The following is a 14,406-nucleotide window of genomic DNA, read 5'->3' as shown; positions in this document are numbered from 1 at the left end:
TCTAAATTCTTAGCAATTTGGGAGATTGATTCCTCCAAACTCTACCACATAATGCACTGCTCCTGATTGGTTACAGGCTTCAATAATTTTTTTCGCTTTTTCCCAGCAATCAAACCGGACATTTAAAGAAATGCCCCTCAAAACAGCGTCAATTACAGACTTGTCTGAGGCGTGAGAAAAGCTTTGATGAAATGATGAGGTGAGCTTATAGATAGAGGAGATAACCAAAAACATATTGGATGCATGCCTCTTATTCAAAGCATGCATCCAATAATAATTATGGTGTTATCATTAGAAATCGTTCAGTGAACGACCCAGGAAAGTCAGTGCACAACGGAACCCGATGTAGGACTTCGTTGTATCCTGATACTCCCAATGGCGTGTGCCAGTCTGAAGGAAATGCGCAACATCCTTCCATGAACCACCGCGAATCACTTTGCGCTTATACGCTTCAGGATCATCATCCTTTGCATCATAGCGGATATCGGGGTTGAGGTCATGCAGGAAAGAATATGCGTTGTCGTAGTAAGCGGTTACTGTCCACTCCGCAACATTACCGCTCATGTTGTACAGGCCGAAATCGTTAGGGAAGTAAGCATCTGCACGCACTGTGTAATAGCCACCGTCCTCAGGGTAGTTACCACGGCCAGGCTTGAAGTTGGCAAGCAGACATCCCTTAGCGTTACGAGTGTAGTACAAACCCCATGGGTACATCGCTACATCGTGGCCACCGCGTGCTGCATATTCCCACTCGTGCTCGGTTGGCAGGCGGAAGTCCTCAGAGTTGATACCATCGCCCCGTGTCAGCGCGTAAGTATTCCACAGCTTGGTACGCCAGTAAGCGAAAGCATTCGCCATATGCCAGTCCACACCCACTACCGGGTAGTCGTCAAAGGCAGGGTGCCAGAAATAGTTCCGCGTCATTGGCTCGTTGTAAGAGTAGGCGAAATCACGAACCCATACCAGCGTGTCCGGATAGACATTCACCTTGCGGCGCTGAATGAAGGCATTGCGCGGAGAACGCCCCTGATCATGTGCGGCCTTCTGCCAGTCGAACCACTCGTATTCGAATACCAGCTTACTGGCATCGAGTTCTTTCTTACCAGCAAAACGGTCATCGCCCTGATAGTACAAATCTTCCAGGGTTTCGTCTTCCCAGTCGATTTCATACTCCCAGTCGATCCGCTCTTCACCGTCTTCGGTTTCGACGTAGTGGTCGAGGTAAGAGTGAGCTAATGAATCCCGGACCCAGTTTACATACTGGCGGTATTCGTTATTGGTGATTTCGGTATCATCCATATAGAATCCCTGAATAGAGATGGCTTTCTGACGCTGCACGAACGTATTACTAACGTCCTGGTCAGATGGGCCGATGTGTAACGTACCGGAGGGTACGTAAACCATTCCATATGGATTAATTCCTTTCCAGTCCGGGCGGTCTAATACACCTACCAGCTGGCCGTTTTCACTGCTGCCACAGGACGCGGCAACAAACACTAGCAAGACTAGTGAAAGCTTGATTAATTGTTTCATGTTAACACCCTTGTTTTCCTTCAGAATATATAATGCGGTCTAATAAACGCAGTCGTAAATATAGGCTGTTTGCCTATCTTATCAAAAATTAATTTTTTTCTTTTCTGTTTCTGCCCACGAAAAGCCGGGCAGCTTACATTTTGAAAAGGGCTGGTACAGCAGGCTCCCGCTGTTTAACAGACTCGAATCAATGCAACCACTTTTGTGGTTAAAATAATTCTGCCCTGCCAATTTCCTTTTAGAAAAGAACCGGACCACCGAGCCACATCTGTCATTTCACGCCTTCCCACTCAAAATCAGAGGGAACGTGGGTTATAAATGATCTTGGGTGGACGGCCGGTACCCAGCGATTTATTCAGATTATAGCTGACCATAACTTCGTGCGAGCCATTGCTCACCTGATTCAAAGTAGACAGCGTAAAGTCATAGGCATAACCTACTGTGATATTATCACTCAGCTTGAAGCCAACGATTGCCGCTACAGCATCAATCGAATTGCTGTCGTAACCTCTAAACGAAGCCCCTGCTATTATATTGTCGTTGTAATGAAAAAGGGCAGCAATATCAGTTTGGGTCTGTATCAGGTCTGAACGCACCAACAACGCCGGATGGAAGCTGACCATAGAGCTGAGGTCGAAGTGGCCTTCCGCATTAAAGAAGAAAGCCCGGGAAAGGCGGATACTTAGTGCGTCCCCAACCGGCGTAACCGGCTCAGTAAGGTTACGGACGGCTAAACCGGCTTCAAACCGCTCCGTCAGCAGATAAAGGCCTGCTCCGTAAGTGAGCGCACTGCCTGAGACTGCAGTGACCGGCAGAAGATCATCGTTATGAATTAGGATTCCATCCGAAGGGGAATAGTCGCCATCCGGTGTGCGGAGTGCGGCACCATCGAGGGTGCGCTGGGCATACCCCACGCTGCCGCCTGCAGCAAGGATGCCCCAGCGGCCAAGCTCCACCTGATAGTTGTAGGATAGGGATCCGGTAGTGCGCTGCCGGGCCCCCAGTTCGTCATTCTCCAGGTTCAACCCAAAGCCGCTTCTAATCACGCTTACCGGCAGGTGCACGCCGATATTTTGAGTAACCGGATTGCCGGGAAGGCCCTGCCACTGCGACCGGTAGATGCCTGTAGCGACCAGAGAGTTCTCCATCCCTGCATAGGCGGGGTTCCAGTTAAATTTGTTCATCATGAACATGCTGTACTGAGCAGCCTGCTGAGACCAGCCTATACCGGTAATCAGCGTAACCAGAAATATTGTCAATAAATGCTTCATGCTTGCCGGGTTTGAAATTTTGATGATCATCCGTTGTTGTTTAGCAACTCAAGCGCTGCTGCTACCGTATCAACGGGGCGTTTACAGGCATATTCTTGGCACACATATATATTGGTGTCACCACCAGTACCCCTGCCAGCCAGCAAAGGCCAGTCTTCATTTGCTGTTACGGATGCCATCACAACAGCATTCGGGATAAAAGATTGTTGCAGATGTATGGCTTTAGCAGCAGCCTGTTGCCCTACTAAAGCTATTTCGTAATAGGGATAGCTTTGGTATAATAACGCGTTCGCCCAGCGCCCGAAAGAATTGGGGTACTGCTCTACAGAAGTTTTCACGCCCCGCAACATATCCACGGCTAATTGACTGAAGACCGGTTTGCCCAACAGCAGCCCGAGCTTTTGCAGGTTGTGAGCCATTGTAGAGTTGCCGGAAGGCGTCGCGCTATCGTAAAGCTCCCTTCGTCTAAGCGGGATATCTTCCTGGGACTGACCAGTAAAATAAAACAAATTATGCCCGGAATCAAGGAAGTGGTCCATCAGATACCCACATAAGTCTCCGGCTTGACGCAAAAGTGCTGTATCGAGATTGATTTGATAAACCTCGATGAGGGCTTCAATAAGAAGGGCGTAGTCGTCGAGAAAGGCATCATATTGTGCCATCCCTTCCTTGTAAGTGTGGAAAAAGGAAACACCATCGGGCTGCCTGAACTTGTCCAGCAGGAACTGAATATTGGCTACTGCTGTATCCAGATAGTCCTGCTCGCCAATTGCTGCATAGGCTTTGGCATAAGCCGTAGTCATCATGGCATTCCAGCCCAACAGAATTTTGTCGTCAAGCCCCGGGCGCACCCGCTGCTCCCTGGAATTGAACAGCTTCATGCGGCCGGCGGCGAGGGTAGCCTGTAATGCTTGCGGATCTTGTCCGCGAGCGGTGCAAAAATCATCATTAGAAACCGGCCGGTGCAAAATATTGGTGCCTTCCCAATTGCCGCCCGGGGTGATGTCATAAAACGAACAAAACACCTCAGCATCATCGCCCAGCAATTCTTGCACCTCCTCATAAGACCAAACATAAAACCTCCCCTCCTCCCCTTCTGAGTCTGCATCAAGTGCAGCGTAGAAGCCACCTTCCGGACTGGTCATTTCTCGTTTGACCCAGCCCAACGTTTCCCGTAAGGTGGTTTCATAAAGTGGATTGGGCGTGTGCCTATGGGCATCCGCCAGCAACCCTGCGAGAAGGGCATTATCGTACAGCATCTTTTCGAAATGAGGCACCAGCCATTTCCGGTCAGTGGCGTAGCGGGCAAAACCGCCGCCAAGCTGATCATAAATACCGCCTCGTATCATTTGACTCAGTGAAAAATGAAAGTGCTGCAGCGGCGCTTCATCACCTGACAGGTAAGCGTATTCCAGTAAGAACCGCAGCCCCATCGTACCGGGAAACTTCGGTGCACTGCCAAAGCCGCCGTGTTTGCGATCAAACGATTGTGCCAGGTTTTCGTAAATGGCTTTGGGGCCACCCGTGGAGAAAAGTTCCTCCGAAGGAACATTCAAAAGGTCCTCTTTAAGAAATATGGTGTCGCTTCCAGCCACAGAGTCCATTAGCCGGCCAGCCTGCTTTTCCGCTTCCTCATACCGGTCATGAAAAGCATCTTTCATATACTGTAGTACCTGAATCCAGGAGGGGCGGTTATGCATTGGCCGGGGCGGGTAATAAGTGCCTGCGAAATAAGCTCTGCGGTCAGGCAGCAGGAAACAATTTAAGGGCCAGCCACCGCTTCCGTTTATCACCTGGCAAACTTCCATATAAATCTGATCGACATCAGGCCGTTCCTCACGATCCACTTTAATGTTGACAAAATGCTCGTTCATAAAAGCGGCAACTTTGTCATCTTCGAAACTCTCCCGCTCCATTACGTGGCACCAATGGCAAGTGCTGTAGCCTATGCTAACCAGAATTGGCTTATTTTCCGCTTTGGCCTTTTCGAAAGCCTCTGGTTTCCAGGCATACCAATGGACAGGATTGTTAGCGTGTTGCAGAAGGTATGGGCTCGTTTCTTGCCGTAGTCGATTCATATATAAAGCAGTGCTTTATGGAAGAACGGGAAGGCAGCAGCTGTAGTTCACGGACAATCCAATTCCAGTGAAGCCTGAATCAGGCAGACAAAATTTGGATGAGGTTGTCATTACCCTGCATACGGGCATGATCGATGGGGGAATGCCCTTTATGGTCTTTCACTACCGTATTCGCACCGTGGGCCAGCAAGATGCGGGCGATGTCGGCCTGCCCAAATGTTGCAGCGAATGTTAATGCTGTGGCACCGGTGTGATTTTGAATATTCACGTTGGCACCTTTGGACAGCAGCATCTTTACAATATCATTGTGCCCTTTGTAGACCACTCCCATCAGCGCGGTGTTCCCGGAAGCATCCTGTGCATTAATATTGGCACCTTTTTCCAGGAGGAACTCCGCTATAGCCTGACTACCGGTATAGGTGGAAAGCACCAAAGGCGGGAAACCACGCTGATCAGGAATATTAATGGATTCGGGGTTAGACTCAATTGCTGCAGCTACGCCTTCCAGGTCATTGGACCGGATAGCATCGAACAGTTTTTCGTTCATAGAGCGTCATGTGTAGTTGGTTTCTAAATCTCAGATATCGCCAAGATAACGCCCGTTTCACCCTGTAAGTTCTTCTGTCGATACAGGAAGCAGTAACGCTTTGCAGTCTATAACCCGAATTCAGGCAATCGCATAGGAAGTCAACCGGCATTTGACCTTAAGGATCTGGCGGATTTCCTCCAGCTCCACCGTGTAAGGCTTGTATACGTGGTCATTATCAGAAATCAACCGAAGGCTGGTGACCCGGTCTCCTTCGCGGACCTGCTGAATCCGCTTGGCCACAACAGAGTCCGTAACCACAACATAAACATGGTTATCCCGCAAAGGCTCCCCTCTTTCGATAGGGTCGCATACGACGAGGTCTCCGTTAGTGATGGTCGGCATCATGCTGTCCCCCTGAATCTCAAAAGCGATCAGTTCTCCATCGAGGTTAGGGATGGAAAACTTGGTAAGATTTTTCAGGTAGGAGCTATCCTGATGCTCAAGTGCGTAGCCAGCCATGGCCTGGTCAGAAACCAGAGTGATATTGCTCCGGCTGCCCATTTGTCGCTCATTAATGGAGCGCACCGGGATTTCTCCCGGCTTGGTTGCGCCATCGGCAAAAATATCATCCGCAATCCCAAAAAGGTAGTTCGCATCGACACCGTAAGTTTCAAACAGCCGGTGCAACTGATCAACTGTTATATTCCGTTGCCCTTTCAGGATACTATTGATGACGTGATTATAAGTCCCTAAATGCTTGGCAATATCAGACTTACCTTTGATTAGGTTCAGGCGCTCCAGCTCATAGTAAACATCCTTAAAGCGCTGATTTACAATGTGGTCGGAAAAATCTGCCATTTTAAATGAAAATGTTTTAAAATAAACTTGCTTTTTAAAAACTTATTGTTTTATATTTGTAGCAAGAGATGAAACAATAACTCAATTTGTTGCGAAAGATACAAAACGTTTTGCAAAAAACCTAATTCATATGCCTACCTACCAACAACATAAGTATGCCGTGCGGGAGAAGGAGCAGACTGCCGCCCGCCAGTCCAGTGAGGAAAAGGTGCTTAGCCGTTCTTCCCGCCCTGCCCTTCATTTGCCGACTCTGCAAGAGCTCTTGCATAAGCTTGGCGTTGGCCTCCAAAAGCTATTTACCGCACTGCGGTTCCGTTTTCACCAGGCCACCGGTGGTACGTTGAGCGAGGTCCGCCTGCCATGGTTCAAAATTGCGCTGGCCGCAATCGCCTTCTTTATCCTGACTCAGAAAAACATACAGTTTTCGATCAATATGAAGTCGCCGGTGTCCCGTTTTTCTGATGACCGTGAAGCGGACGGGCAGGCCGAACAGATGTCGCTGGCTCAGCCCATATCCCTGAAAACGAGCGCTGCCCAACTGCCTTCCGTGTCCCAAAACCAGGTAGTGGCCTATGTGGAGCGCTTCGGCAAAGTTGCACAGGCAGAGCAAGATAAATACGGTATACCTGCCAGCTTTAAAATGGCACAAGCCATATTGGAAAGCCATGCAGGGCTGAGCGAAGCAGCAAAATCCCGGCACAACCACTTTGGTGCTCCATTGGCCAACCGTATTTTCGACAGCGCCTGGGAGAACTGGCGTGCTCACAGCCTGATGCTGGTCAGGTATTTCCCTGAATTAGCCGGTCGGCAAGCGCCGGCAACGGACTGGGCTGCTGCCTTGCAGCAATCGGACCTGGTCAGTGATAAAAGCTATGCAGAAAAATTAATGGCGGTCATTCATCAGTACCAACTGGACAAACTGGATTAGCCTAAGAATTTCTCATTAAGTGGTTTTCTCATGATTGAAGCAGGCCGCCCCATATGCGGGGCGGCCTTTTTTTTTGCCAGGAGCCCAAAAGCGTGTTACCACCTTCTTAATGCGCCCCTATCCAAAAACATGTTTTCCCAGACAGTGTTATTGCAAATAAATCCCGTTGCTCATGTCCACTTATTCCAGCTTCAATCTGAATTACGCGCCCGGCGTTCAATCGCTTGTACCTATTTTGTATACCGCCTGGGCGGACCATATCCTTACACCTACTGAAATAAAAATGCTGCGCCGGCTGGCAGAGGAAGCGCCTTTCCTAACCGCTGAAGATAAAACGACGCTACTTCAGTGGGGACAGCCTACCCGCCCTCCTTCTCCTCATCTTTTTCGCTATTGGGAAGTCGAATTGCAACGGGCAGCCGGGCAACTGCCTGCCGACAAACCACAAACCCTTGCAGAGCTGGGCCTTTATATGGCTCAACAGGCAAGCGAGCAGCCGGAGCAATGGGATTCACCAGAAATTTTACAATACCTCACAGCATTTGAAGCCGCTCTTGGGCAGGTCAGCCTGGATACGCACCGGTTCATTTTCAATCTGCCAGAGCCCGACCCGGAAGGGCAGGCACCGGGCACGCCATCCCATCAAGACCTGAAAGCGGTGCTCGATGGAGACTTCGGCGATATTAGAGACCGGATGCGCACCTTCCTTTCCGACCCTGTTTTCCGATATAAGGAATACAGCGGCAGGAACGCCCACCGGGAGCAGGTACTGCAGTGGCTCAACCTGCTCTCTGAGCAAGGTTTTGGCGCACTCGCCTACCCATTTGCCCAGGGCGGGCAACAGGATATGGGCACCTACGCCACAGTCTTTGAAATGCTGGGCTACCACGACCTCAGCCTGGCTATCAAATTTGGCGTACAATTTGGATTATTTGGCGGTAGCGTACAGCAACTGGGCACCGCCCCCCATCACAAAAAATACCTTGAAGCCATCGGTAAAGGGGAACTACTGGGATGCTTTGCCATGACTGAAACCGGTCATGGCTCAAACGTACGCGGATTGGAGACCACCATCACCTATGATGTTAAAAAAGAAGAATTTGTAGTACACTCTCCAAAGGAAGAATCTGGCAAAGAGTACATAGGCAATGCTCTTCATGGGGAATTAGCCACCGTATTTGGGCAATTGATTGTAAAGGGGGAAAGCCATGGCATCCACGCTATTTTGGTCCCATTACGGGACAAATCCGGAGCCACCCTTCCCGGTATACGGGTGGAGGATTGCGGTACCAAACTGGGGCTCAATGGCGTAGACAACGGGCGCATCTGGTTCGATGCAGTTCGAGTGCCCCGGGCCAATCTGCTTAACCGGTTCGGTGATGTTTCCAAAGAAGGTCAGTACAGCAGCCCTATCGAAAGCCCGGCCCGCCGGTTTTTCACCATGCTGGGCACACTCGTAGGCGGGCGGGTATGCGTACCCCGGGCTGGCTTAAGCGCTGCCAAATCGGGACTAACCATAGCCATTAAATACGCACTCAAACGGCGGCAGTTTGCGCCCCGTCAGAACGAACCGGAAACCTTATTGCTTGACTACCCGAGCCATCAGCGCCGCCTGATGCCAAAGCTGGCTAAAGCCTATGCTCTGCATTTTGCCTTAATGGAACTGAGCAGGCGTTTTGTAGCTCACGAAGAAGAGGACATGCGGGAAATAGAAAGCCTGGCCGCCGGGCTGAAGTCCGCCGCCACCTGGTTTACTACCGAAACCTTACAGGAATGCCGGGAAGCCTGCGGGGGCAAAGGCTACCTTTGGGAGAACCGCATTGCCGACCTGAAAGCCGACACCGATATCTTCACTACCTTTGAAGGGGATAACACGGTACTGGCGCAGCTCGTGGCCAAGGGCCTGTTATCGAAATTCAAAAAAGCCTTTAATGAAGAAGGCAACCTGGCATTACTCCGTTATGTTTCCAACCGGGTAACCACAGCGGTCACGGAGCAGAACCCCTTCGCCGTGCGCAACACCAGCCGAGGGCATCTGCTCAGCGAAGAATTTCACAGTAGTGCCTTTGATTTCAGAGAGAACCGGCTTACGGCTTCCTTAGGGCAACGCTTACGGGGGCACATCAAAGCAGGTATGCCTTCTCATGAAGCCGCCATGAAGTGCCAGCCTCATATGATTGCCCTTGCCGAGGCTTACGTGGACCGGGTGACCCTGGCTGCTTTTCAAAAAGCACTCCGGCAGGATATGCCGGCAACGGCTCAGACCGCTCTTCGTACATTATATCAGCTTTATGCTTTGCACACCATAGAGTCCCACAAAGGCTGGTACCTGGAAAGCGACTACATGCTTGGCGTCAAAACCAAGGCTATCCGCAGTGAAGTGGACCGGCTGTGCGCAGAAGCCCGAACGTGGGCTAATGTGTACGTAGAGGCATTCGCAATTCCCAATCCACTACTCGGGGCCGCAATCGTACAATCCAAAGATAAATCATGAAAACTCTTATCTTGCCCATTCCCTAAACAGGAGCGAAAAAGCAGTCCCGTATGAAATCAGTCATCCAAAATATTTTTATCGCAGTGGTTAGCGCTGCCTGTACTTTCCTGTTCATGCAGCGGTTCTACCAGCTGCCACAGACTGTGGCTCAGCCCGCTGCTACAGCTCAACCATTACTAACCGGACAGGAACCTTCCGGCCCAATGCCCAACAGTGAAGCGCCAATTAATCAGCGCCCCCGGGCATGGGCGGAAAGCCCTATTGAGGACTTCGTCAACACCTCCAAGCTGGTCACATCAGCAGTGGTGAACATCAACACGCTAAGTGCCAGCGGATACCGGGTCTCTTCCGGCTCCGGGGTGATCATAGCTACAGACGGCTACATCATCACCAACCACCATGTGATAGAGGATGGCGCCAAATACGAAATCACCATGTATGACAAGCGTAAGCTCGAAGCTGAGCTTATAGGTTCCGACCCCACTACCGACCTTGCGCTGCTCAAACTTGACGTCCGGGGGCTTAAACCAGTACTTTACGGTGATTCCGACAAAGTGGAGGTTGGACAGTGGGTCCTCGCTGTGGGCAATCCCTTCAACCTTTCTTCTACTGTGACTGCAGGTATTGTGAGTGCCAAAGCACGCAATATCAATATCTTGCGTGGATCGTACAGCATCGAGTCTTTCATACAAACGGATGCCGTAGTCAACCCCGGCAACAGCGGAGGCGCACTGGTGAATGAAAAAGGCGAACTAATCGGCATCAATACGGCCATCATCAGCGAGTCGGGTGGCTACGAGGGCTACTCCTTTGCTATTCCCGCTAATCTGGTCCGGAAAGTGGTACGCGATATCCGCGAATTCGGCACAGTGCAACGGGCTATCCTTGGCGTAGGCATCGCTGAAGTCACCGGCGAGATCGCCCAGCAGCAGGCATTGCCAGGCGTAGCGGGTGTCTATATCAACAGCGTCAGTCAGGGCAGTAGCGCAGCAGAAGCCGGTCTGCGGGAAGGCGACGTGATCATCAGTATCAATAATGCCAGTACCAACTCTGTGCCTGAACTGCAGGAGCAGATCGCCCTATTCCGCCCTGGCGACAAAATAAGCCTGGAGTTTTACCGGCAGGGGCAGAAATTCCGGCGGGACAACGTGGTGCTGCAAAGCTTATCGGAAGCCGGTAGCCGGTAAAAGATCAGCTACTGACCGGCACGAGTGCTTTGAATAATGTGGTGTGCTCCTCTACATCAAGCTCATAGCTTGTCCCGGCAGGTATAAAGAAGGCTTCTCCCTGCGCGAAGACCTGCTCGTCGTTACCGGAGACAACTGTTCCTTCGGTAACGAGTACAATCTCTGCTGTCTTAGGAGGCTCAGGCTTGTAGTATATCTTACGCTCCGGGAAGTATAGCCGGTTAAGCTGAAAGTCGGCTGCCGGTGTTTTATAGGCTGCTTCGAAGCTGTTAAGCGCTTCTCCTTCCAGAACTTCCGGTGTGACCGCATCAAACTTCAGGTGGCTTAGCAGCATAGGCACATCCACATGCTTGACCGTTAGGCCGCCCCGGAAGACGTTGTCTGAATTGGCCATGAGTTCCACGTTGACGCCTTCCAGGTAGGCGTGCGGTATGCCCGCGCCCTGAAAAATGCCTTTGCCCGGGGGGATGTGCACGAGGTTGAACAAGTAAATGGAAAAAATGCCCCGGTCATAATCGCCATCTTCACCCCCATACTGCTCGAATGCTCGTTTAGCCCAAAAATCAGGATGCGCCTTATCTGTCAGATGGGCCTGCGACAAACGGGACTGAAGGGGTTGCAACACCTCATCTACCTGCTCCTGTGGCCACTCCATGATGGTTTTGTACAAACCATAAATACCCGATTCCTTCAAGAGAGGATGCAATGATGAGAAGGCTGGCTCTGATTCAAGTGTAGCTGCAATCTCAGCCTCCGACCTGAACCCATGCAACAGCCAGAAATCCGTGAGGGCAACCATCACCTCTGGCTTGTGGTTGTCGTCTTTAAAGTTACGGTGATGCGCTGAAAGCGGGACCCCGGCTTCATTTTCTGCAGCAAAGCCCTTCTCCGCCTGCTCTTTGGTGGGGTGTGACTGAATAGACAGCATCTCCCGTACATCAAGGACTTTAAATAGAAATGGTAGCTGATCGCCAAACTGCGTCCGGGAAGCGCCCAGTGCCGAAGGATGGGCAAGCAGCCAGTCTCTTAGCAAAACTTCTTCACCACCATCGGTCAGCACTGCCGGGCCACGGTCGTGCACACCCATCCATAACTCTGCGAAGGGTTCCTGATCAGGATTGTTCTGCTGAATCAATTCAGGAATATATTCATATCCGCCCCATGCGTAATGTTGCACGACTCCTTTAAGCGGATATAGCGTTTCGTTTTTCTTCATTTCGATGCCTTTACTGTAATGGCTAAGATAAAAACTCCCTTCGGATAAACGCCCGAAAGCGCCCCGCTCTTAATGCAAAAACGAGGTAGTGGCTTATGCTGCATGCAAAAGAAGACCTGCCTGCACAGTCAACCCCCAAATCAGGCACCAAAAAACAACTCATTTGTGACAACCCAAAGCACCAAAAACAAAAACAAACCAAAAATAAAAACAAACTAAACAGCTGAAAAACAAAAAACTAAATAACAAAAACAAACTCCAGAGTGTAACACACTGGATTTAGCAAATAAATCCCCTGATCTTTGGTGGAAGCAAATAAAGAGCATTGGAAAGGCTTATCCTCCTCTAATCTCTCCACCTTAAACAAACCACAACAACTAAGGCCGCATGTTTTATACCAGGCATGATTTTATCAAGCCTTAAAATTATCTTCTCCGGGGGATAACGATTCACCCTTACTTTGAACAACCTCCTGACCAAACATTCTCTGACAACACAACTTCAGATAGCTCCTCCGGGAGCTTTCTGTGTTTTTGGCCCAGCCGTTGTGACCCAAATCACTGATTAACCACCCGCGTGCCTGCATCTTTGTAAAAAAACAACAAGACCATGTTTGGAATATTCAATCAAATATTTGGAGGCAGTGCAGATGCCGTTGACGTGAAAGCTTTAATCGATCAGGGTGCACTCCTTATTGATGTACGCACCACGGCAGAGTTCAACAGCGGTGCCGCACCTGGCGCTAAGAACATTCCATTGCAGGAGCTGCAGCACCATATTGGCAAACTGAAGCAGACAGGAAAACCGGTAGTAGCCTACTGCCGTTCCGGCAACCGCAGTGGCATGGCTGCCCAGATTCTGAATGAAAAAGGCATCGAGGCTTACAATGCAGGCAGCGTTGGGCAAGTACGCCAGATGCTGGCTAAGTAAAAGGAAAGAAAACGGTATGAATCAAAGAGCGGAGATGGGCATAGCCTTGATCCGCTTTTTTTGTTGCCGCCACTCCCATAGCGCATAACCTGCAACCACAACGTACTCCAATGCAACCAGCCATTGATGTTCCTGATATTCCAACCCGGCATAATTGGCATAGGTCAGCAGGATAAGACCTGACCAGAGTACCGGAAAGCGATAAGGCGTAAAGGTGCAAAGCATCAATGGCAGAGCAACGTACCAGGGATGTACGGTGGGGGTAAAAGCCAGGTATAGCAAAATTGCTGCCAGGCAATACTGCATGAGCCCGGGGAGGCGCAATGCTTCACCTTTCAGGGAACGGAAACCCGCACGTATGGCCATAAGAGTCACTCCGGTGAATGTGCCCAATGCCAGTGCCGGCCCGATTATGGCGATCTGATTATACCCTGTCAGCTGAATACCCAACCAGCGCAGCAGATAGTAAACGCTGGCATTGAACTCAAAACGCCGGAAGTACAGGTCGAGGCTGCTGCCAAATCCATTCAGGAAGGCTTCACCCAGCAGGGGCGCAAACAACAAAAGCAAAACTCCGCCCAAAAGGGCAAAATACTGCAGGCTGCGCTTCCAGCCCAAAACGGGGATCAGGAACATTAAGAATAACAGCGGCAACAACTTGGCAGCAACAGAAAGTGCCATCGCCACTGCGCTTGCCCACCACTTTTGCTGGTGTAGCCACCAGAAACTTAGTACCAGAAAACCAATCATGACGCCTTCGAAATGTAAGTTCCCAATCGTTTCTATCAGAATCAGGGGGTTGAGCAAATACCAAAGCGACCGTTTGGGCGAAAGCCCCATCACCTCCAGCAGTCGTGGCAGGAATACGATCGTGCCGATATCTGCCAGCAGCAAAAATGCTTTCATCAACAGCGTACTGCCATAAATGCTATCCGGAGCCAGCCAGCAGGATATACCAAATACGGCTTGCGCCACCGGCGGATAAATGGTGAAATATTCCGGGGAATTGAGTTGTCTGAACAGGTCTTCTGTAAGCCCTGCAGGCGGATTGGGCAATGCCTGATAGTACGCGGGCAGATGCTCAAAAGGGTTAATGCCGTTGAGCAACAGCCGGCCATCCCAAATAAAGCGATAGAGATCATCGGATAGCTGCGGCATAGCGGGCAGGATGATCAGACGGGCAGCCACCGCCAGACCAAGGTACCAGTCAAGTGGTATACCTTCAGAACGATAACACAGCCACAGGTAGCCCAGAAATGCAGGCAGGTAGAAAAGCAGGAGTTCAAAAAAATCAGACTGCCCCGGGCCATAAGCCAACCCGGTAACCGATAACAGCAACAGCCCGCTACCCAGCCCAAACCGCACCCGCTCAGACATAAAAA

11 protein-coding genes are annotated in these 14,406 nt (G+C 50.5%); 4 read left to right on the top strand and 7 right to left on the bottom strand.

All coding sequences use genetic code 11. From position 1 onward, the window contains the following. Positions 1 to 291 precede the first annotated feature (291 nt). From ACO08I_RS22455 to ACO08I_RS22435, 5 genes are all read right to left on the bottom strand, one after another. Complete coding sequence (locus ACO08I_RS22455) at positions 292 to 1,533, bottom strand: SUMF1/EgtB/PvdO family nonheme iron enzyme (protein WP_421947175.1); 1,242 nt, start codon at positions 1,531 to 1,533, stop codon at positions 292 to 294. A 296-nt stretch (positions 1,534 to 1,829) separates the two neighbouring features. Further along, positions 1,830 to 2,804 carry a PorP/SprF family type IX secretion system membrane protein gene (locus tag ACO08I_RS22450; protein WP_160213617.1) on the bottom strand — a complete coding sequence of 325 codons (975 nt, stop codon included), beginning with the start codon at positions 2,802 to 2,804 and terminating at the stop codon, positions 1,830 to 1,832. 26 nt (positions 2,805 to 2,830) lie between these two features. Next, on the bottom strand, positions 2,831 to 4,882 hold the full coding sequence (locus ACO08I_RS22445; protein WP_421947174.1) for a thioredoxin domain-containing protein: 2,052 nt from the start codon (positions 4,880 to 4,882) through the stop codon (positions 2,831 to 2,833). A gap of 79 nt (positions 4,883 to 4,961) precedes the next feature. Then, positions 4,962 to 5,429, bottom strand: coding sequence for an ankyrin repeat domain-containing protein (locus tag ACO08I_RS22440; protein WP_421947173.1), 468 nt, complete (start codon positions 5,427 to 5,429; stop codon positions 4,962 to 4,964). 120 nt (positions 5,430 to 5,549) lie between these two features. After that, a complete protein-coding gene (locus tag ACO08I_RS22435) occupies positions 5,550 to 6,269 on the bottom strand; it encodes a LexA family transcriptional regulator (protein WP_282779441.1) in 720 nt (239 codons plus the stop codon). A gap of 130 nt (positions 6,270 to 6,399) precedes the next feature. Between ACO08I_RS22435 and ACO08I_RS22430 the strand changes: the two genes are divergently transcribed. From ACO08I_RS22430 to ACO08I_RS22420, 3 genes are all read left to right on the top strand, one after another. Next, positions 6,400 to 7,197, top strand: a complete 798-nt coding sequence (locus ACO08I_RS22430) for a glucosaminidase domain-containing protein (protein WP_421947172.1) — start codon at positions 6,400 to 6,402, stop codon at positions 7,195 to 7,197. A 172-nt stretch (positions 7,198 to 7,369) separates the two neighbouring features. Then, on the top strand, positions 7,370 to 9,691 hold the full coding sequence (locus ACO08I_RS22425) for an acyl-CoA dehydrogenase (RefSeq protein WP_421947171.1): 2,322 nt from the start codon (positions 7,370 to 7,372) through the stop codon (positions 9,689 to 9,691). A gap of 50 nt (positions 9,692 to 9,741) precedes the next feature. Further along, complete coding sequence (locus tag ACO08I_RS22420; RefSeq protein ID WP_421947170.1) at positions 9,742 to 10,878, top strand: S1C family serine protease; 1,137 nt, start codon at positions 9,742 to 9,744, stop codon at positions 10,876 to 10,878. Positions 10,879 to 10,882: 4 nt separating this feature from the next. Here ACO08I_RS22420 and manA read toward each other — a convergent pair whose 3' ends face one another. Then, complete coding sequence (gene manA / locus ACO08I_RS22415) at positions 10,883 to 12,094, bottom strand: mannose-6-phosphate isomerase, class I (RefSeq protein WP_421947169.1); 1,212 nt, start codon at positions 12,092 to 12,094, stop codon at positions 10,883 to 10,885. 609 nt (positions 12,095 to 12,703) lie between these two features. Between manA and ACO08I_RS22410 the strand changes: the two genes are divergently transcribed. Continuing rightward, positions 12,704 to 13,024 carry a rhodanese-like domain-containing protein gene (locus ACO08I_RS22410; RefSeq protein ID WP_421947168.1) on the top strand — a complete coding sequence of 107 codons (321 nt, stop codon included), beginning with the start codon at positions 12,704 to 12,706 and terminating at the stop codon, positions 13,022 to 13,024. 21 nt (positions 13,025 to 13,045) lie between these two features. On the opposite strand, the gene ACO08I_RS22405 is transcribed toward ACO08I_RS22410, so the two are convergent. Continuing rightward, complete coding sequence (locus tag ACO08I_RS22405) at positions 13,046 to 14,401, bottom strand: hypothetical protein (protein WP_421947167.1); 1,356 nt, start codon at positions 14,399 to 14,401, stop codon at positions 13,046 to 13,048. Between the last annotated feature and the right edge of the window lie 5 nt (positions 14,402 to 14,406).

Source organism: Phaeodactylibacter xiamenensis, assembly GCF_965229835.1.
Classification (GTDB): Bacteria; Bacteroidota; Bacteroidia; order Chitinophagales; family Saprospiraceae; genus Phaeodactylibacter; species Phaeodactylibacter xiamenensis.
Note: the sequence above shows the minus strand (reverse complement) of the source record. Positions and strands in the feature narration are given on the sequence as shown.

Bases quoted from the DNA above. Each gene is read 5' to 3' on its own strand.
- ACO08I_RS22455 (WP_421947175.1), bottom strand. From the start codon at position 1,533: ATGAAACAATTAATCAAGCTTTCACTAGTCTTGCTAGTGTTTGTTGCC.
- ACO08I_RS22450 (WP_160213617.1), bottom strand. From the start codon at position 2,804: ATGAAGCATTTATTGACAATATTTCTGGTTACGCTGATTACCGGTATA.
- ACO08I_RS22445 (WP_421947174.1), bottom strand. From the start codon at position 4,882: ATGAATCGACTACGGCAAGAAACGAGCCCATACCTTCTGCAACACGCT.
- ACO08I_RS22440 (WP_421947173.1), bottom strand. From the start codon at position 5,429: ATGAACGAAAAACTGTTCGATGCTATCCGGTCCAATGACCTGGAAGGC.
- ACO08I_RS22435 (WP_282779441.1), bottom strand. From the start codon at position 6,269: ATGGCAGATTTTTCCGACCACATTGTAAATCAGCGCTTTAAGGATGTT.
- ACO08I_RS22430 (WP_421947172.1), top strand. From the start codon at position 6,400: ATGCCTACCTACCAACAACATAAGTATGCCGTGCGGGAGAAGGAGCAG.
- ACO08I_RS22425 (WP_421947171.1), top strand. From the start codon at position 7,370: ATGTCCACTTATTCCAGCTTCAATCTGAATTACGCGCCCGGCGTTCAA.
- ACO08I_RS22420 (WP_421947170.1), top strand. From the start codon at position 9,742: ATGAAATCAGTCATCCAAAATATTTTTATCGCAGTGGTTAGCGCTGCC.
- manA (WP_421947169.1), bottom strand. From the start codon at position 12,094: ATGAAGAAAAACGAAACGCTATATCCGCTTAAAGGAGTCGTGCAACAT.
- ACO08I_RS22410 (WP_421947168.1), top strand. From the start codon at position 12,704: ATGTTTGGAATATTCAATCAAATATTTGGAGGCAGTGCAGATGCCGTT.
- ACO08I_RS22405 (WP_421947167.1), bottom strand. From the start codon at position 14,401: ATGTCTGAGCGGGTGCGGTTTGGGCTGGGTAGCGGGCTGTTGCTGTTA.